This is a genomic window from Crassaminicella thermophila, from assembly GCF_008152325.1.
Classification (GTDB): Bacteria; Bacillota; Clostridia; order Peptostreptococcales; family Thermotaleaceae; genus Crassaminicella_A; species Crassaminicella_A thermophila.
In genome coordinates, this window is record NZ_CP042243.1 from 2,995,085 (window position 1) to 3,015,281 (window position 20,197).

At 30.4% G+C, this 20,197-nt stretch carries 17 protein-coding genes and 3 tRNA genes; 6 read left to right on the forward strand and 14 right to left on the reverse strand.

The window, feature by feature from the left end; genetic code table 11:
* Window positions 1-25: 25 nt before the first annotated feature.
* From FQB35_RS15110 to FQB35_RS15145, 8 genes are all read right to left on the reverse strand, one after another.
* Window positions 26-832 carry an MBL fold metallo-hydrolase gene (locus tag FQB35_RS15110; protein ID WP_148810656.1) on the reverse strand — a complete coding sequence of 269 codons (807 nt, stop codon included), beginning with the start codon at window positions 830-832 and terminating at the stop codon, window positions 26-28.
* Between the two features lie 77 nt (window positions 833-909).
* Window positions 910-2,166: a UDP-N-acetylglucosamine 1-carboxyvinyltransferase gene (locus FQB35_RS15115; RefSeq protein ID WP_148810657.1), complete on the reverse strand. Its 1,257-nt coding sequence runs from the start codon at window positions 2,164-2,166 to the stop codon at window positions 910-912.
* A 207-nt stretch (window positions 2,167-2,373) separates the two neighbouring features.
* Window positions 2,374-3,195, reverse strand: a complete 822-nt coding sequence (yycI, locus tag FQB35_RS15120; protein ID WP_168198383.1) for a two-component system regulatory protein YycI — start codon at window positions 3,193-3,195, stop codon at window positions 2,374-2,376.
* A 15-nt stretch (window positions 3,196-3,210) separates the two neighbouring features.
* Window positions 3,211-4,683: a two-component system activity regulator YycH gene (gene yycH, locus FQB35_RS15125; RefSeq protein ID WP_148810659.1), complete on the reverse strand. Its 1,473-nt coding sequence runs from the start codon at window positions 4,681-4,683 to the stop codon at window positions 3,211-3,213.
* 11 nt (window positions 4,684-4,694) lie between these two features.
* Window positions 4,695-5,204 (reverse strand): hypothetical protein, encoded by a 510-nt coding sequence (locus FQB35_RS15130; protein ID WP_148810660.1) that lies wholly within the window; start codon window positions 5,202-5,204, stop codon window positions 4,695-4,697.
* 94 nt (window positions 5,205-5,298) lie between these two features.
* Window positions 5,299-7,098, reverse strand: a complete 1,800-nt coding sequence (locus FQB35_RS15135) for a sensor histidine kinase (RefSeq protein WP_148810661.1) — start codon at window positions 7,096-7,098, stop codon at window positions 5,299-5,301.
* Window position 7,099: 1 nt separating this feature from the next.
* Entirely contained in the window at window positions 7,100-7,789 is a 690-nt protein-coding gene (yycF, locus tag FQB35_RS15140; RefSeq protein ID WP_148810662.1) for a response regulator YycF, read from the reverse strand.
* Window positions 7,790-8,145: 356 nt separating this feature from the next.
* Window positions 8,146-8,931, reverse strand: coding sequence for a peptidase MA family metallohydrolase (locus FQB35_RS15145; RefSeq protein ID WP_148810663.1), 786 nt, complete (start codon window positions 8,929-8,931; stop codon window positions 8,146-8,148).
* 168 nt (window positions 8,932-9,099) lie between these two features.
* Between FQB35_RS15145 and FQB35_RS15150 the strand changes: the two genes are divergently transcribed.
* The gene (locus FQB35_RS15150) at window positions 9,100-10,422 is read left to right on the forward strand and encodes a S8 family peptidase (RefSeq protein WP_168198384.1); all 1,323 of its coding nucleotides are present in this window, start codon (window positions 9,100-9,102) and stop codon (window positions 10,420-10,422) included.
* Between the two features lie 28 nt (window positions 10,423-10,450).
* On the opposite strand, the gene FQB35_RS15155 is transcribed toward FQB35_RS15150, so the two are convergent.
* The gene (locus FQB35_RS15155; protein WP_148810665.1) at window positions 10,451-11,875 is read right to left on the reverse strand and encodes a M23 family metallopeptidase; all 1,425 of its coding nucleotides are present in this window, start codon (window positions 11,873-11,875) and stop codon (window positions 10,451-10,453) included.
* 123 nt (window positions 11,876-11,998) lie between these two features.
* Entirely contained in the window at window positions 11,999-13,516 is a 1,518-nt protein-coding gene (locus tag FQB35_RS15160; protein WP_168198385.1) for a M1 family metallopeptidase, read from the reverse strand.
* Between the two features lie 147 nt (window positions 13,517-13,663).
* On the opposite strand from FQB35_RS15160, the gene FQB35_RS15165 reads away from it, so the two are divergent.
* The 5 genes from FQB35_RS15165 to FQB35_RS15185 all read left to right on the forward strand — a co-directional run bounded on the left by FQB35_RS15165 (window position 13,664) and on the right by FQB35_RS15185 (window position 16,181).
* Window positions 13,664-14,710, forward strand: coding sequence for a DnaD domain-containing protein (locus FQB35_RS15165; RefSeq protein ID WP_148810667.1), 1,047 nt, complete (start codon window positions 13,664-13,666; stop codon window positions 14,708-14,710).
* A gap of 14 nt (window positions 14,711-14,724) precedes the next feature.
* Window positions 14,725-15,708 (forward strand): ATP-binding protein, encoded by a 984-nt coding sequence (locus FQB35_RS15170; protein ID WP_148810668.1) that lies wholly within the window; start codon window positions 14,725-14,727, stop codon window positions 15,706-15,708.
* 111 nt (window positions 15,709-15,819) lie between these two features.
* Window positions 15,820-15,895: transfer RNA gene (locus FQB35_RS15175), tRNA-Lys, on the forward strand.
* 6 nt (window positions 15,896-15,901) lie between these two features.
* Window positions 15,902-15,976 (forward strand) — tRNA-Thr (locus FQB35_RS15180).
* Window positions 15,977-16,106: 130 nt separating this feature from the next.
* A tRNA-Thr gene (locus FQB35_RS15185) sits at window positions 16,107-16,181 on the forward strand.
* Between the two features lie 33 nt (window positions 16,182-16,214).
* On the opposite strand, the gene FQB35_RS15190 is transcribed toward FQB35_RS15185, so the two are convergent.
* The 4 genes from FQB35_RS15190 to dnaB all read right to left on the reverse strand — a co-directional run bounded on the left by FQB35_RS15190 (window position 16,215) and on the right by dnaB (window position 20,137).
* The gene (locus FQB35_RS15190; RefSeq protein WP_148810669.1) at window positions 16,215-17,501 is read right to left on the reverse strand and encodes an adenylosuccinate synthase; all 1,287 of its coding nucleotides are present in this window, start codon (window positions 17,499-17,501) and stop codon (window positions 16,215-16,217) included.
* 242 nt (window positions 17,502-17,743) lie between these two features.
* Window positions 17,744-17,953, reverse strand: coding sequence for a DUF1858 domain-containing protein (locus tag FQB35_RS15195; protein ID WP_148810670.1), 210 nt, complete (start codon window positions 17,951-17,953; stop codon window positions 17,744-17,746).
* 113 nt (window positions 17,954-18,066) lie between these two features.
* Complete coding sequence (locus FQB35_RS15200; protein ID WP_148810671.1) at window positions 18,067-18,678, reverse strand: GNAT family N-acetyltransferase; 612 nt, start codon at window positions 18,676-18,678, stop codon at window positions 18,067-18,069.
* 127 nt (window positions 18,679-18,805) lie between these two features.
* Window positions 18,806-20,137 (reverse strand): replicative DNA helicase, encoded by a 1,332-nt coding sequence (gene dnaB, locus FQB35_RS15205; RefSeq protein WP_148810672.1) that lies wholly within the window; start codon window positions 20,135-20,137, stop codon window positions 18,806-18,808.
* Window positions 20,138-20,197: the final 60 nt, after the last annotated feature.

Here is a 20,197-nt window from a genome sequence, read left to right on the forward strand (position 1 = left end):
CCCTCCCTTCCAACATTTACAATTTTTATTTTTTAATATTATATATATTGCTTACTTGATCTCTATAAGTCAAATCTATATTAATATCTAATCCTACTTTTATTTTTCTCGAAGCTAATACATTTTTTACAGTTTCAAAAGCTAATTCAGGAAAATTATTTTCTTTGCTTAAATGTCCAAGTAAAACATGGGTAATAGGATTATTTCCTTCCATCATTTCTGCAATCACTTCTCCTGCAGCTTCATTTGAAAGATGTCCATAATTCCCCATAACTCTTTTCTTTAAATACCAAGGATACCTTCCCATTTTAAGCATTTCTACATCATGATTAGATTCAAGTATTAATAAATCAGATCCTTGTATTTCTTTTCTTACGGTTTCATCTGCATATCCTAAATCTGTTGCAATACTTATCTTTGCATCATCATGATAAAAAGAAAATCCTACAGGTTCAACAGCATCATGGGATATGCTATAAGGTTTTATTTTTATATCTTCTATATAGAATTCTTCTCCTGTTTTAAAATATCTTATATTCTCTTCATCTACTTTTCCTATTTTATCTTTTATCTCTTTCCAAGTATTATTATTTGCATATATAGGAATATTAAAACGTCTTGATAAAATACCAACACCCTTAATATGATCATTATGTTCATGAGTAATCAAAATACCACATATCTTTTCCATTTCTTTTCCAATAACTTCCATTGCTTGTTGAATCCTTTTTCCTGATAATCCTGCATCTACTAATAAACTACCTGTATCACTCGAAATATATTGACAATTTCCACTGCTACCACTTGCCAAAGAACAGAATGTCAGTCCCATTATTTTCCTCCTAGTTTCGTATTCTTCAATATTATATCTTATTTAACAAAAAAGGAAAAGGTAGGCATATTACCTACCTATTTTACTCTTTTAATCTTTGCTCCTAAGCTTAAAAGCTTTTCTTCTATTGCTTCATAACCCCTATCTATATAATGAACATTATCTATTTCCGTAACTCCTTCTGCCATAAGTCCTGCAATAACTAAGGCTGCTCCTGCTCTTAAATCTGTAGCAGAAACTTTTGCTCCAGATAACCGATCTACTCCTTGAATAATGGCTACATTCCCTTCAACTTTTATCTTTGCACCCATTCTTTTTAATTCATCTACATGTTTAAATCTACCTTCATATATGGTTTCTGTAATAATACTTGTTCCTTCTGCTTGGGATAAAAGCGCAGATATAGGTTGTTGTAAATCTGTAGGAAATCCTGGATATACCAAAGTCTTTATATTTACATTCTTAAATTTGTTATTGCTTACAACTCTTAATGATTCTCCATATTCTTGAATTTCTACTCCCATTTCTCTCAACTTTGCTGTAATAGGATCTAAATGTTTCGGGATAACATTGTCAATTATTACATCCCCACCTGTTCCAGCAGCCATAATCATAAATGTTCCTGCTTCTATTTGATCAGGAATTACACTATAAGTGCATCCTTTCATTTCTTCCACACCATTAATTTTTATAACATCTGTTCCTGCACCTCGAATATCTGCTCCCATAGCATTTAAAAAATTTGCCACATCTACAATATGCGGCTCTTTTGCAGCATTTTCTATTATGGTTTTTCCCTTTGCTCTACAAGCTGCCATCATAATATTAATCGTTGCGCCTACACTGACAACATCTAAATAAATTTCTGCACCCTTTAATTCTTCCGCTTCAACATGAATTATACCATGATCTATTTTTACCTTTGCACCTAATGCTTCAAAACCTTTTATATGCTGATCAATAGGCCTTGTCCCAATATCACATCCTCCTGGAAAAGCAACTCTTGCTTTTTTAAATCTCCCAAGGGCTGCTCCTAATAAGTAATATGAAGCTCTAAGCCTCTTTGCCAACTCGTAAGGTGCAAAACATTCTTCGATACTACTTGAATTTACCTTCATCATCTTCTTTTCTTGGTTTAATTCTACCTCTGCACCTATGTACTCTAATATTTCTTTTAATACATGTATATCTTCAATGCTAGGTAAATTTTCTATAACACACATATCTCCTGCTAAAATCGATGCAGGAATAATAGCCACTGCAGCATTTTTAAATCCGCTAATATTTACTTTTCCCTTTAACTTATGTCCACCTTCTATCAAAAGTTTACTCATATGTTATTTCCAACCTTTCAGAATAACTTTACATCTATTTTAATAACTTCAAAATGAAATATAAAATCACGTTATACAATAAAACCTCATTTCATTATATCATTAATGATATTATTTGATAAGTGCTTAGATTTAAGAAAATAATTACATTTATAGACAACAACAAAGAAAAAGCAGAAGATTTTACTAATATCTTCCACTCTTCATCTAATAATTTTCATAACCAGGAATAAATTTTATTTGTCCATTATTTAAAATAACTCTCCATGCAGGAATTGCAGTACCAGATTTTATATTGTCTGAATTTGTTAAGCTAATATGTGATGGATCAAACCAATATCCTAAGTCTATCCCTTTAATAATGACTTCTCCATCTTCTGTATCAATGCTATTTATACACTTTAGCAAAGCTTTTGTAGCTGGAATAATTTCCTTTTTGTTGTCATATTCTTTTATTGGTTTTAACCACATTCTTTCAAATTTTTTAACACCAGATTTATTCACAACTACATTCATATAGCTTTGCTCCAAAAAACTCCCTTTATAATTTTGTTTAAACATAATAATATACTGATCTGCTTCTTTTATTGTGTCCCAGTATATTACATCCTTTGTCATAAATCCATATTTCCTTATAAAAAGTTCTGCTTCACGACGTGCCTTATTTTTGTCTAATTTTTGAATATAAGGTTTTTCATCATAATTTTCATATCGAATAATTTTATTATTTATAACAGATTTATGGATTTTATCATTTTTTTCTTTTCCAAAGATATCCACTAGCTTTTCTTCATCATATGTTTCATATTCTACATTAAGTACTGGTAATTCTAGAACAGTTGTAGGCACTTCTGCCTCTACTTTTATATTTTTTTCTTCTAAAATACGAATAACATCTTTTATGTTCTTTTCTTTTACAATAGAGGCACTATTGTTTTTAAATATATCCTTTTCTATATTGTAAATTAAAAATATATTGGTAATAATAAAAGCAATTATAAGAATATTTTTTGACTTTCCCCAATCCAAAATATTCACCATCCATTATATTGCAGAGTAGTTTATAATTTTACCATCATAAGCATTAAAGTAGTAGGTAATCTTATCTGTTTTTATAATCCATATAGGAATTAAATAATTTTGTTTATTCATAGGCTGGTCATAATATCCAATTTCAATCCCTTGAATAGTTGATAATACCTCTTCTGCAATTTTTTCTTCCTCAATATTCAAAGTTTCTGGTCTATTATTTAAATAATCATTTTTTATAACTTCAAAATTCTTATCTAATACTTGCGATGCTGGTAAAATAACCTTATCCTCTTTGTTTTCTAAAAACTTTATAGCAATTTTTTCTCTCTTTAAAAATCTTTTGTAATAGATCACCTGATTTCCTAATACCTCTACTTTAATAGGTGTATCCATCCTTTTATTTTCATCGCTGCAGTATACAGAAAAACCATTTAATCTATACCCAAATAAAAAAGCATATCCTTTTTTATTATCTCTTTCAATAGGCTTAACTTCTCTTAAATAAGCATCTATATTTCCCCAGCTTCCATGTTCGCTTATAAATGCAAGTGCAATTTTGATAGCCTCTTCAAACTTTATATTTTTTGAAGCTTCCTCTTTATCTATTTTTTCTATATACTGAAGTACTCCTAAATCATCTATTTTTAATGCCTTTTGTCCATATCCATACATATATATGACAGACCCACTTGTTTCTATAATTTTTCTTATAAAATCAAGATTCTCTCCAAAAAAAGTTCCTGCAAAAGCTTCTACTTGCCCATCATTCGTTGGATCAATCTCCCTTACAACCTGTATTTGATGTATATTATCATCTAAATCAATAGGCATTAATTCATTATTTTGTACTCCATATATATCAGAAAGAGCATAATAAGCATCGTATCTACTTTCTTCAATAGTCCTTACAATTTTATAAAAATTGTTTTCTTCTTTCATAGACTGAATCATATAATATTTTCCTTCTTTATGATTTGCTATATAAATATGCCTATCACCCATTAGAGAAATTAAAATACGATCTATTGTATCTACTTTCCCATAAATACCTTCTTTTTTTCCTTCTACCATCTCTCTTAATAAATCTATTGGCATATTATATCCAAATCTCATTTCAATAGATCGAAAATTATTTGCTTCTAACCACTTTTCTTTATCAATTTCCTCTATTAAAACATCTTTCTCAAAATATCCATCTTTAAGATTTTTAAGGGTTTCTTTCCATATGCCATAAGTATCTGAATAGAGGACCGTATGCAGACCACCCCCAAAGTTAATACGAAAACTTTGGGGGCTTAAAATATCAGAAATATTATAATTTATATTTGTATTCCTTTTTACTTCAATCGTTTCTAATTGCCCTACAGAAGGCATAATTTGAGCTAAAGAAATACGTTCCCATAGTTGCTGGTTTAAAGCTATACTTAATATAAAAAGCATTGTAAGTAAAAGAGTTTTAAAATTTTCCTTGTTAAATCTTTTCATAGAAACACACCCTAATTTCCAAGTTGTTCTATGATTTTATTCAATATGTTTGTAACTTTCGTCTTAGGTATACGCTCTAGAGACTCATTCATTTCATCTTCTTTATTCTTTACAGTAAAGTACTTTATAATGGGCTCCTCTTCATTTCCATCTTTATCCTTTATATCAAACTCCATTCTATATTTGCCTGGTGATAAATCTTTTAATTGTTTATTATAAAACTTAAGACTTTCTCCTTTGTCTACTTTTTCTGGTCCAAATATTAATGTATCTTCTGTTTCCTCTGTATCTTCTTTATAAACACTTAATGAAACAGATACGTCATCTCTCACTTGTACAGAAATTAACAAGCTATCTTGGACAATAATATCCCCTTTTGGGCTAATTATTTCTATTGGATCCTTATTGGCATTTATAGAATATATATAACTTGGGAATGGCTTATAGGCTGCATAACCTGTTGTTGCCGAAGCCCCTAATATTACTAGAACTAATGCGCTAGTAATGATACTTCTTTTCATAATAATTCCTCCCAGTTTATATACTAATCCTTTATAACACACACATTATATCGCATTATTGTTACAAACGTATTACACCCATTTTAAGATACCTTTACACCTCTTTTTCTTTCAATGGCAATTTAATAATAACCTCTGTACCTTCTCCTTCTTTGCTCTTTATATTGATTTCTCCTTCATGTGCTTTTACAATCTGTTGAGCAATGGAAAGGCCTAATCCAGTTCCCCCTAATTCTCTAGATCGAGCCTTATCCACACGATAAAATCTTTCAAACAATCTTGGAATGTCTTTTTCTGGTATACCCATTCCATTATCAATAATACGAATAATTCCTCTAAATTCATCTTTTTCTACTAAAACCTTTATTTCTCCATTTTCTGGTGTATATTTGATAGCATTGCTTAATATATTGATAATAACTTGTTCTATCTTATCAGGGTCTATAAAGCATATAACCCTTTCTTCTCCTTTGAAACTTAGTGTTTGGTTTTTATTTTTTGCATTAATACGCATTTTTAAAACAGAATCTTCAGTAAGCTTCACAATATTTGTTTCTTTTTTATTCCAATGCTCTCTTTTATAATCTAATCTAGAAAGCTGAAGTAAATCACGAACCAACCTATCCATCCTATCTGCTTCACTTTTTACTACTCCTAAAAAATGTTTTGTAATCTCTTTATCATCTAAAGCCCCATCAAGCAATGTTTCTGTATAGCTTTTTATACTTGTAAGAGGCGTTTTTAATTCATGAGATACATTAGCAACAAATTCTTTTCTCATATTATCTAGCTTTTGTCTTTCAGTAATATCTTGTATAACCATAACTATTCCTGCTTTTTCACCTTTTTCATCCTTAAAAGGCGCATAATTTGCATGGAATATGCAATCTTTAAAGCGAATAATTTCACTTCCAATCCAATCTTTAGAGTTTTCTTCAATAAACTCAATTTTTAATCTTTCATTGAAAACTCCTATTATATTGTCATAGGGCTTATTTTTTATATCTTCTTGTGATAAATCTAGCATACGCATCGCTGTTGGATTTGCATGGATAATTTTCCCTTCATTATTAACGGCAATCAATCCGTCTGCCATATAGCTTAAAATTGTTTCTAGCTTACTTTTTTCACTAGAAATCTCTGAAAGGGTTATATTTAATTTCTCCCTTGCATAATTGAACATTTCAGCCAATTGGCCAATCTCATCATCAGATTTTACTTCAACAAACTGATTAAAATCTCCCTTTGCCATCTTAGCAGCTTTTACAGTAACATCAATAATTGGTTCTGTAATACTTCTTGCTATTAAATAGCCTAAAATTACTGTTATAGCAAGTGCCAAAAAAGTAGCTTTTGTAAGTATCCATTTTGATTTATCTAAAGTTTTGTATATATCTGATAAATCTGCCCTAATATATAAAATTCCTTTTACAGCTTCTCCTTCATTTTGTATAGGAAAAGCCATATTTTTTGTTGTAATTTGACGTCCCTGACGCGTATTTATAATAATATCTTTTTCTCCTATATGTCCATTTCGTGCATCTATTAAAAGTTCATAATCTAATACTTCTATTGCATTATCATTTGTCCCACTATTTTTGCTTCTTGCAATAATTTTAAAATCCCTATTTACAACAAATATTTCTTCTTTCAATCCTGTAGGCCATTGATCAATATTTTTTTGAATCTCTTGCTTACTTTCATTAAGATCTTTAAATCTTACGATGGTTTGAATGAGCCCTTCTCTCCTACCTAAGTTTGTAAGATTCTCACTCACTGTATCTAAATGATACTGTTGAAACTCTTGAATAATAAATACACCTATAATGAGCATGGCAATATACACAGGCAAGAAGTATATGGTAATAAATTTCCACCTTATACTTTTAAACATACTATGCCCTCCTGAAGTAGTAGCCTACTCCTCTTTTTGTTAGAATATATTTTGGATTGCTTGAATGATCTTCTATCTTTTCTCTTAATCTTCTTACAGTTACATCCACAGTTCTTATATCTCCATAATATTCATAGCCCCATACTTCTTCTAATAACTGCTCCCTTGTAAAAACTTGATTTTCTTTTGTTGCCAAATATTTCAAAAGCTCGAACTCTCTTAGAGTTAACTCTATCACTTTTTCGCTTTTTTTCACTTCATACTTGTTTAAGTCTATGCTTAATTCTCCAGAAATAATAATATTGCTCTTATCACTTGTACTATTTGTTCCAACTCTTCTAATATTTGCTTTTACTCTTGCTAAAAGTTCCCTTATACTAAAAGGCTTTGTAATATAATCATCTGCTCCAAGTTCTAATCCTAATACCTTATCTACCTCTTCTTCTTTCGCTGTAAGCATGAGGATCGGCATATTAAAATTCTCTCTTATTTTTTTACATACCTGAAATCCATCCATTTTGGGTAGCATAATATCTAGTAAAATCAAATCTGGTTCAACTTGATATGTCTTATGTATAGCTTCTTCTCCATCAGAAGCTACGCTTACTTCATAACCTTCTCTTTCTAAGTTAAACTTCAAAATATCTGAAATTGATCTTTCATCATCTACTACTAATACTTTTCTACCCATATATCTTTCCCCCATTATTATGTTCATGTTTCTTTTTTTATTATATCACATAAACAAGCATATTTTCCTATACTATATATTACAGGAACTCAGACTGTAGACAAAACATAATTATTATAAATAAAAAATAAAAGCGAATAATTGCAAAGCTTTAGTAAAGAAAAATTGATGAAGGATTTCAGAAAAATCCATAGGCTTAGCATGGACGCTAAGCCAGTAGCCTACAAGACAGGATGTCTTGATTAGGTGCATTAGGATTTTTTGAAATTATGAAGCTTAGTTTTCTCTAAAGCTTTGTTTATGAGCATTATTTTTCAATTCATTGATAAATATAACTTTGCCAACAAGCTCAGGAACTACTTATATAAGTAGTTCCTGTAATCTTTTCCTTTTCCTAAATCCTTTAGAAGTTCATTTAAATGCTCAAATCCTTGCGTATCTACAATATCTTTTACAAGCTCAAAAGATCTTTTATACGCAAGCATTTCATCAAGATTCATAAATTCTTCAGTAAGTTGTTTAACTGTATAAGGCTTTCCTTCAAATGATAAATCTTTTCCCCATTCATATCCTGTTTGAGCATATTCTTGATAAAGAGCAAGCCCTTCAGTAAACCACAATGGATAATTCCCCTTAGCCAAATCATCTACTAGTAAATGTGTAAATTCATGAACCATAGGTCCTTCATTCATAAATATATCCTCTATATCTTCATTCTGAGGAATCCACAGCTTAGGAGATAATATTTGAATGGTTGAAGCAAAGTATACACCCATTGGCGGTTTTTCTTGCTTAAGGGATGCATTTTTCATAAGCTCACTAGGATCATTATAAACAATAACTGTAGTTTTATCTTTTGGATAGTAATGAAACATATCACAAACTTGTTGATAGTATTGTTCAGAAGCTTTCTCAACAAGATTTATGGTTTCTTCATCTTCTATATTATACCTTATTAAAAAATGTTCTGTTTCTCTTACTTTATAATCTTTTGTTTTGTAAAGGATAAGTTCATGCTGTATCTTTCTCAATAGAGGATAAACATGAACCTTTACATCATTAAAATAAAATATTCCAGTAAACATAATAAAAATTAATAACAAAACTAAAATATTTCTTTTTTTATTAAATACTCTTCTCATGTGTATCCCCTCCCTTTTCTAAGAGTATGTAAACGAGGAGACACATTAACATTATATCATAACATTATGTAAACTTCACTGGTAATAATATACATTCCCTTTTTTCGAACACATCTTCCTTCTTACGCATACATTGATAGTGAAAATAGATTATATGGAGTGAGAATGATGAAGATGAATATAAGGAGAATTAGAGCCCAATTTGTTCATCCTGTAGTAATAGCAAGAATGTCAGCAGGAACAAAAGAATATATCTCAACAATTGTATACAGTAATGGAACTTGTGATAATATCCGTGATTGTATTCTTGATGCTGGAGGAAAAATAAAGTATCACATTCCTCTTATTAATGCTATTGCAGCAGAAATACCCGCAAAAGCAATTGATCATATTGCAGCTGAGCATATGGTTCAGTTTATAAATCATGATGCAAAGGTATTTAAATGTATGGATAACGCATCATTAGCTGTTGCTGGACATTTTGTACATGATGTAGGTTATACAGGAGAGGGAGTAGGTATTGCTATAATAGATACAGGAGTATATCCTCATGATGATTTAGTAAAACCAATTAATAGAATTATAGCTTTTAAAGACTTTGTAAACAACAAAACATACCCATATGATGATGATGGACATGGAACCCATGTAGCAGGAATCGCTGCTGGAAATGGATATGCCAATATAAAATATAAGGGGATTGCACCAAAGGCAAATATTATTGGTGTTAAAGTTTTAGATGAAACAGGAAGTGGATCTACTTCTGATATACTTGCTGGTCTTCAGTGGGTTATTGATAACAAAGATAAATACAATATAAAAGTTGTAAATATGTCATTAGGTTCTCCAGCAGATACAACCTATCGAGAAGATCCCTTAGCTAAAGGTGCCGCTGAAGCAGTAAAAAATGGTTTAACAGTAATAACCGCTGCAGGAAATAATGGTCCAAATCCTCGCTCTATTATGAGTCCTGGAAACAGCCCATCTGTCATCACTGTTGGCGCTGCAGATGATAACCGTACAACATCTTATGAAGATGACTTTGTAGCTGATTTTTCAAGCCGTGGACCTACCATTAGCGGTATTACTAAACCTGATATTGTAGCTCCTGGAGTAGATATTGTTTCCCTTTCTAATAAAGGCCATAGTTCTTATGTAAGTCATTCTGGTACTTCTATGGCTACCCCTATGGTTTCAGGAACAGCAGCCTTACTTTATCAAAAAGATCCAAATCTTTCTCCATCACAAATAAAATCAAAACTTTCTAACACTGCTATAAATATTGGAGACAGTAGATATGCAGAAGGGGCTGGTATTTTGAATATAAGAGGAGCACTAGATTTAGATAATGAAGAAGCTCCTTTACCTGATGAACATAATACAGAATCACCTATACCACCTCAAAGACCTAGAAGACCTGAAAATGGTTTATCTTTTCTATTCAATCTTTTAGACCCTAGTTTATTACCTCTTCTTCTTTTGTTTCTATAAACAAAAATCCTAGCTTATAAGCTAGGATTTAATATTTTACATATTTTAACGGATTCACAGGTACTCCATTTTTTCTTACTTCAAAATGCAGGTGAGGTCCTGTACTTCTACCTGTATTTCCAACCTCAGCAATTTTCTGTCCTTTATATACACGCTGTCCCTTTGATACTAATAGTTTGCTATTATGAGCATAATAAGTCTGTGTATTAGCTCCATGATCAATAATGATACATTTTCCATATCCACTCTTATAGCCTGAGAAAATTACCTTTCCTCCATCTGCTGCTTTTACTGGAGTTCCTATTGGTGCAGCAATATCAATTCCCGTATGTTTTCTTCCCCATCTTAAACCAAACCTTGAAGAAAGCCTTCCCCTTGTTGGATTGGCAAGTTTCCCTGTTCCAATTTTAGGTGGAGGGTTTTTTGTTCCTTTTAATACTACTTGCTTTCTAGGATTTTGAACAATATTTTCTTCTAGGATTGTTTTGGAAAATTCTATACCATTGTGTCTGACAACTTCAGCTAATACCTCTCTTTTTCCATCTTTACCTTTTATTTTTATCTTTTTTTCTCCTTTATATAAAACTTTTGTTTCTTCAAATTCTATTTCATAAGGAATTTTTTCTTCGTATTTTAACTTCTCAACTGTTGCAACTGTTAATAGGGGTTTTGGTACAATGAGGCTAATCTTTTGATTTATTTGTAATCTTTCTGGATTTATATCTGGATTTGCTTTTATTAAGTCATCCACTGTCAATTTATATTTTCTAGCAATTGTCCAAAAGCTTTCTCCTTTTTGTACCTCATGTATTTTTTCCTCTTCTGTTCCTTTTAAAATAAGCTTTACCGCCTCTTTAACATCCTTTAAATCACTAATTCCTACTTCTGCTTCATCTACTGCTACATCTTCAACAAAATAAATCTTCTCAAATTTTTTCTCTTTATCTATATAAATATTTTTTATTTCTTCTAGCACCTTTTCTGCATCTGCCTTTTTAGGTAATGCAGTAATTATTTTATCATCTGCCTTAATCCCATAAGCTTTTACCTTAAAATCCATAAATTGCTTTAGTCTTTTTTCTATTTCTTCTTTTTTTGTCAATTCCTCTTCTTTTGCTTTTGTTTTTTCATAAACAATATTTTCATTAAATACAACAGCTGTATTATAAGTATTATGTAATCTTTTTTGTATTTTTTCGACTATTTTTATAAAATCATCTTTTTTTCTTACAACCCCGACTACTTTTCCATCTATTTTAACAGTATATGCCCCATTATAACTATAAGCAAATATAAATAAAGCTGCTAATATTACAATAGATGCTATATATATTTTTCCTCTTCCATTTTTATTTAATTTAGTATAATATTTAATGATAATATTCTTAATATATATAGGGATTTCTTCTATTTTCATCTTTTGAGGTTTCCTTTCTTTTTTCTTTGGATTCATTTTCTCACAAGTTTCCCATAATAACCCTATTTTATTATTATATCATACTCTAACAATCTAGCAACATCTATACCAAATTTCCAATTAAACCTATTTTTATTATTTTGTGTATAATTTTGGTTATTATTCCTTTTCATACCTTATCCATTTCCTAAAATTCTCTCTTAATTTTTGATTGGATATTTGCTCACATACCTCTATAAAGTTTTCTGTATTGGCATTTTTATACTTATATTTATCAAAATATACTTTCAAGATCTTAAAAAACAGTTCATCACCCAATTTTTCTCTCAAATCTTTAATAAACATAGCTCCTCTATAATAAACAAGAACTTGATATTCTTGAGCATCTTTAAATTGGTTTATGCTTCTATACGTTGCACTGTTTTTATTTTGCTGCGTATTTGTATAGGCATGGTAATATTTCAAAATAAAATCTTTATAAATTTCGTCTCTCTTTTTAGCACCATATTTTTTTTCATAATACAGTAATGTTGAATATTCTGTTAACCCTTCATCAAGCCAAGCTTCATCTACTTGATCATTTCCTACGATTCCATACCACCATTGGTGTGCTGTTTCATGTGCAATTACATATTCTAATATTTTTTTAGTCTCTTCCCTGTATAATGATTGATCTATAAAAACCAAGTTCGGATATTCCATTCCTCCAACAAAGAAATCTGAAGCAGCTACAGAAAATTGTTTATAAGGATATTCTCCATAAAGTTGATTAAATATTTTTATAGCATCCTTTGCCGTATCAAGTGCTATATCTCCAAACTTATCCTCAAAATAGTAAGAGTAAATTTTTATTCCATCTATTTCATCATCTATAACTTTAAATTTATCACTAGCAACAATAGCAAAATCTCTTACTTTATTTGCTTCTAATGTCCATCTTATTTTTCCATCTATACTTTCTTTTTTTATACAATTTCCAGAATGAGCAAGAATATATTCCTTTGGCATTGAAATTTCTACTCTATAATTTGCTATGTCACTATAAAATGGGTCTCCAATCGCATAATAAGGTTCTAAATTCCAACCTTTATGATCAAACACTGCAAGAATAGGATACCAATTTGCAATATTAATTGTATTCTCTCCATATCCAAATCTTCCGCAAGATGGTGGAATCTTTACAGAAAAATCTATATTAAGTGATATTTTTTTTCCTGGCTCTAATGGCTTATTTAAATATACTTTTAAAATATTGTCTCCCATTCCCATAATCACATAATTTAATGCTTCTCTATTATTTTGTATTGAATTAATCCTTATATATCCCGGCTCAAATCCATTTGGATAAGCCAACTGCATTTCACCTTTTTCAAAAGGGGCTGTTTCTTCGCTTTTAAATGCATTAGGATAAAGATGAAAATATAAAGCATTAAAAGTAATGCTCGAATTATTTGTATATGTTACATTCTCATCTCCTGTTAATATTCTTTCTACTGGATCAAAATCTGCAATAATTGTGTATTTATTTATCTGTTTTGTATTTAGTAATTTTTCTCCATAAAATGTCGTTATTACTGTTTGAAACATCTTTAATTTTGCCCCTACTGCTGATAGTAGTAAAATACAACTAATCATTGTTAATAATATTAATTTACGGCCATAACGAATTTTGATCAAAACATTTACCTCCATTCTTAAAATATGTGCTTATATATCTATATGACCTGTATTTTCCAATATATGCATAGTTTTAAGCCCTTCTAAACTTAAAGTATTACTTGTGGTATAATATAAGAGCAAAATTAAAAATGGGAGGGGAAAGTATTGCATTTTATCAAGCAAACAGCAGACTTTGATTTAGGTGATACACCTATAGAAAATATTTTTATAAATGATTTTATGCCTATGGCTAACGGAACATATGTAAAGGTGTATCTGTTAGGCTACAAATATGCAAATGACAAAGATATATCCCTTTCCGTTAGTAATCAAACTATTGCAAAGCATTTAAACATACCATTATCTGATGTATTAGATGCATGGGATTTTTGGGAACAAAAGGGGATTATTAAGAAACATTTTTTATCAGAAGATGATAAGTTTCAATATACAGTCGAATTTTTAAATTTAAAACAGCTATATATTAATAATAATTTCAAACCTGTAAATGTTTCAGAAAATGATGAAAATTCTTCAAAACCATACTACTGTTCCCCATCTGATTTGGTTGAAGCAAATAAAGTTCCTGAATTTAAAGAAATGTTTTATCACATTGACCAAATCTATAAAAGACCTCTACATCCTAATGAAAAAAAGAAAGTACTCGATTGGGTTTACAACTATAATATAGATACAGATCTTGTCGTTCGTGCTTTTATGTATTGTATAGAGCAAAGAAATACTAAAAATCTAAAATATATTGGTGCAGTTATTAGGAGTTGGTATGATAATGGTATTACAGATATGGATAAATTAGATGCATACTTAGAAAAAACCGATATAAGATATGCACAGTATAGAAAAATATGCAGATTTTTAGGTATGAATACAAATGAAATTCCAGAACCAACAAAAAAAATTATCGATAAATGGATAGATGAATGGAAATTTTCTATCGATATCATTTTGAAGGCATGTGAATATTCTATTAAAAAAAATAAAATTGATCTTGATTATATCAATGGTATATTAACAAATTGGAAAAAGAATAATATCCAATCAGTACAAGAGATTGAGAATACAAAAAACAATAAAACTACTATAATAAATAAACAAACCAAACGCACCTTTAATAAATTCCATAATTTTGAGCAAAGAACATCAAGATACTCAAAAGACGAATTAGAAAAGTTATTAAAGAAAAATAAATAAGGTAGGTGTCAAACTTGTATGACAAGTTTATAAAAGAAATTCTTTTAGAATATGAAAAAGTCAGAGACTTCGAACAAAAAAAACTAAATCAAAGAAAAGTAGAAGTATATAATAAAATCCCAAGAATAGAAGAAATTGATAAAGAAATCTCAAAAACAGGTATACTAATTGCAAAAGCTATCTTAGAAAATCCAACCCATTATGAAGAAGCAGTAGCGACAATTCATGAAAGGATGGATCAGCTCAAACAGGAAAAAGCAATTTTGCTTACAGAAAACAACATTCCTATTAATTATCTGCAAATAAATTATCAATGTAAGGATTGTAAAGATACAGGCTTTACAGAAAACGGTAAAAAGTGTAGCTGTTTTAAGCAAAAACTAATTAATAGAGCTTATTCTATGTCCAATCTAGATAAAGTATTGGAAAAAGAGAACTTTCAAAGTTTTAATATGGAACTATTTTCAGATGAACCATTTGAAAATGAAGATTTGACACCTAGACAAAATATGCAGCATATTTTAAGTGTTTGTGAAGGCTTTGTAATAAACTTTGATACAAATCCAGATGAAAACCTTTTATTTTATGGGACAACAGGACTTGGCAAAACTTTTTTATGTAATTGTATTGCAAAAGCATTACTTGATAAGGGAAAAATAGTTGTCTATCAAACTGCTTTTAAAATTTTAGAGATCTTAGAAAATCATAAGTTTAATAAAGAAAAAACAGCTAATATAAAGACAAGCTATCAGCTTTTATTTGATAGTGATCTATTAATCATAGATGACCTAGGTACAGAGCTTACAAATACCTTTACAAATACAGAGCTTTTTAACATCCTAAATAGCAGATTAATCCAAAACAAAAAAATGATTATTTCAACCAATCTATCTCCTATTGAAATTGCAAACACATATAGTGATAGAGTTTTTTCTAGAATTTTTGGCAAATTTACGATCCTAAACTTTTATGGAAAGGATTTAAGATGGGAGAAATAATATAAATTCCTAAAGAGGCAAAATGCCTCTTTTATATTAAATTTTTTTGATTTTTTTGTTGACATTTTTCTAGTTATACTGTATTATATATAACTGTGATCGACAAAATTTGACCCATTAGCTCAGTTGGTAGAGCACTTGACTTTTAATCAAGGTGTCCCGCGTTCGAGCCGCGGATGGGTCACCATATTTTGCTGGTGTGGCTCAACGGTAGAGCAGCTGACTTGTAATCAGCAGGTTGGGGGTTCGATTCCCTTCGCCAGCTCCATCAAAGAAAAAGGGGTGTAAGATAAGGATTCTTATGCTTCTTTTTTATTTTTTATAAAACCATTGACATGCAAAAAATATTTTTGTAATATGAAAATATACATTATATTCCATTTATTACAAAATATTTTGCTAGTGTGGCTCAATGGTAGAGCAGCTGAATCGTAATCAGCCGGTTGGGGGTTCGATTCCCTTCACTAGCTCCAAAAAAAAGATATGAGCAATTGCTCATATCTTTTTTATTTGAAAATATTCTCTCTTACAATAGTTTGACTTCTCTTTGGCCCAACAGATACAATTTTGATTGGTGCTCCTACTAATTCTTCAATTCTTTCTAGATACTTTTGAGCATTTTTAGGAAGCTCTTCATAAGAAGTGCATCCTGTTATATCTTCTGTCCATCCCTCTAACGTTTCATATACAGGCTCACATTTTCCTAGCATTTCAAGACTTGCTGGGAAATGTTCAATAACTTTATCCCCTAACTTGTATCCTATACAAATTTTTAATTCTTCAAGTCCTGTTAATACATCTAATAGCATAATTGATAAAGATGTTACTCCATTTATTCTTGAAGCATATTTTACCATCACTGCATCAAACCAACCACATCTTCTTGGTCTTCCTGTTACTGTTCCAAACTCATTTCCTGCTACTCTAATTTTATCTCCTATTTCATTATCCTGTTCTGTAACGAATGGTCCTTTTCCAACTCTTGTAGTATAAGCTTTCACCACACCAACTACTTCCTCAATCATATTCGGACCTATTCCTGCTCCTACTGGAAACCCTCCTGCCGTTGGATGAGAACTAGTTACATAAGGATATGTTCCTAAATCTATATCAAGTAAAGCTCCTTGTGCTCCTTCAAATAATACTTTCTTACCTTCTTTTATAGAATCATATAATAGAACAGTTGTGTCATCTACATATTTTTTTATTCTTTCTGCATATTCTAAATAGGTAGATATTATTTCTTCTTTGTTTAACTTTTCTCCACCATAGATTTTCTCGATTATTTCATTCTTTTTATCTATCTGCTTAGATACTTTTTCTATAAATACATCTTTGTCCATAAGATCACAAATTCTGATTCCTGATCTTTCTACTTTATCCATATAACAAGGCCCTATACCATTTTTTGTAGTACCAATCTTTTCTCCTCCACGAGCCTCTTCTGCTAAGGCATCAATCACCTTATGGTATGGTAATATTACATGGGCTCTATCACTAATTTTTATATTATCTGTACAAACTCCTTGTGCCTCTATTTTGTCTATTTCCTTTAAAAATCCTTCTGGATCAAATACTACACCATTTCCTATTATGTTTATTGTATCAGAATAAAGAATTCCTGAAGGAATTAAACGAAGTGCATATTTTTTATCTCCAACAACAACAGTATGTCCTGCATTATTTCCTCCCTGTGCTCTTACAACTACATCTGATTCTCCTGCTAGATAATCTATTACCTTTCCTTTCCCTTCATCTCCCCATTGGGCACCAACAACTACAACTGTTGACATAAAAGCCACCTACCTTTATCTATTGATTTAATATATTTATTTTAATCATCATTCTCCGAACATACACATTTTATAGTATCAGAACAACAATTTTAAGTCAATAAAATACGAATATTTATATATATTCCTGCGTTTTTATTCGGTAGATAATTTTAAATTTATTCTCTATAAATTATTTGCAATAACTATAAATAATAAAACACCTTCCATAATAGAAGGTGTAAAAAGATTTAAGTGGCTCTTTACTTCTCTTTATTTTCAAGATATTCATTTAAGTCTTTCACTAAAGCATCTGGATCCATTCCATGTACTACTGATACATCCGCAATAGTTTCCATTGCAGAAGCTGGACATCCTAAACAAGTTAATCCGTGTCTCATAAAGATCGGTGCTAGTCCTCTATCCATTTGTAATACATCTGCTATGATCATGTCCTTTGTTATCTTAGCCATTCTTACATCCTCCTTTTCATATTTTATAATGACTCATTTAACATTATACCACTTTTTTTATTAAAACAAACCTTCTTTTTATTTTTATCCACATATCAACAGTTTTAATCCACTTATACGTATATTTCTGTGGATAAGCTGTTAGTTTTTTCATAAAATTCATCTTTTGTTAGACGCATATGTAGATATTCTGTCATTTTTTTGCCATCCACAATTGTAAATAACTCTCTTAAATAATTATATTTAGGATTATAAAATATTTCTGCATATTGATCCTCAAACTCATCCATACACTCTTTTATAACTTTAAATCCACAATTTGTATAACACCTAATAGCTCTTTTATTATACTTTGCTGTCCTTAATATAATAGATTTCATTTTTAAAGTCTGAAAATAATAATCTAAGAATAGTATTAATGCTTCTGTCCCATATCCTTTATTCATATGCTTTGCATCAAGAACAATACCTAATTCACTTTCTCTTTTTATCCATTTTATATTTCGAATAGAAAGATACCCAACTATTTCTCCTTCATCATTTTCTATAGCGAAACTTTTTTTCCTAAATTTTGTTGTTTTTATTTTATACCACTTATCCTTTTGTTCTTCGTTTAATTTTGGAAAATTATAATGAAAATATAAAGGATCTTCATGCATCGCCCAACTCTGCATTTTATCAACATCTTCTCTAATCAGTTTTCTTACAGTAACCTTTTTATGCATATCCCTCACCCCTATAGATCTGTGATAAAAATCACAACTCTATAAACTATTCTAATGATTTTTATGTCTTATGCAATCAAAAAATGTGTAAAATTTCAAAAATAAGACATCCAAATTGGATGCCTTTTTACTCCCTAAACTTATCAAGATTTGCAAACTTAGTAAATTGTCCAAGCCATGCTAGTTCTACTGTTCCTGTTGAACCATTACGCTGTTTTGCAATAATAACCTCTCCTATATTCTTTTTATCACTATCAGCATGATAGTATTCATCCCTATATAAAAACATAACAAGGTCTGCATCTTGCTCAATAGCTCCAGATTCTCTTAAATCTGATAAAATAGGCCTATGATCTGCTCTTAACTCTGGTGCACGGGATAACTGGGACAATGCAACTACAGGACAATCCATTTCTCTAGCTAATCCTTTTAAGGAACGAGAAATGTTAGAAATCTCTTGCTGTCTGCTTTCTGATTTTCCATCTCCAGACATTAATTGCAAATAATCGATTAATATTAAATCCAACCCTTGTTCCATTTTTAACCTTCTACACTTTGCCTTCATTTCCATAACAGAAATCCCTGGTGTATCGTCAATAAATATTTTTGCTTGTGCTAAAGGTCCCATTGCTTTGGCAAGTCTTGGCCATTCATCTTCATTTAAAGTCCCTGTTCTGATTTTTTGAATTTCTATATGTGATTCAGAACTTAGCATACGCTGTACAAGCTGCTCTTTTGACATCTCTAAACTAAATATTGCAACAGATGCATCTGCCTTAATAGCTGCATTTTGTGCTATGTTTATTGAAAAAGCAGTTTTTCCCATACTTGGTCTTGCAGCAATCAATATTAAATCTGATTTTTGAAGCCCTGATGTCTTCCTATCTATGTCTGCAAACCCTGTTGTTAATCCTGTAATGCCTCCCTTATTTTGATAAAGCTGTTCGATTTTATCAAAACTATCTAATAAAACTTCTTTAATTGCTGAAAATCCTTCTTGAGATTTTTTTTGTGAAATATCAAATATACTTTTTTCTGCTAAATCCAATATATGATTTACTTCTTCTTCTGCTTGATACCCCTTCTCTAATATCTCTGAAGAAGCTTTAATCAATCGCCTCAAAATAGATTTTTCTTCTACAATCTTCGCATAGTATTTAACATTTGTAGTAGTTGGGACAGCTGAAGATAAACTTGTTAAGTAGGTAATTCCTCCTATAGATTCTAGAGTCTGTCTTTGTGTTAACTCTTCAGATAATGTCACAAGATCTACCGGCTCGTCCCTATTATACAATGCCAAAACAGCATCAAAAATCTCTCTATGTGCTTCTTTATAAAAATCCTCTCCACGAATCATTTCTGTAGCCAACACAATAGCTTCTCTATCTAGAATCATAGCCCCTAATACAGATTGTTCTGCATCAATATTATGTGGTGGAATTCTACCTAAATACTCCATTTTATCACCTTTCCTATTTATTTAATAAAGACCAGCCATTTTTGCTGGTCTTTATAACTT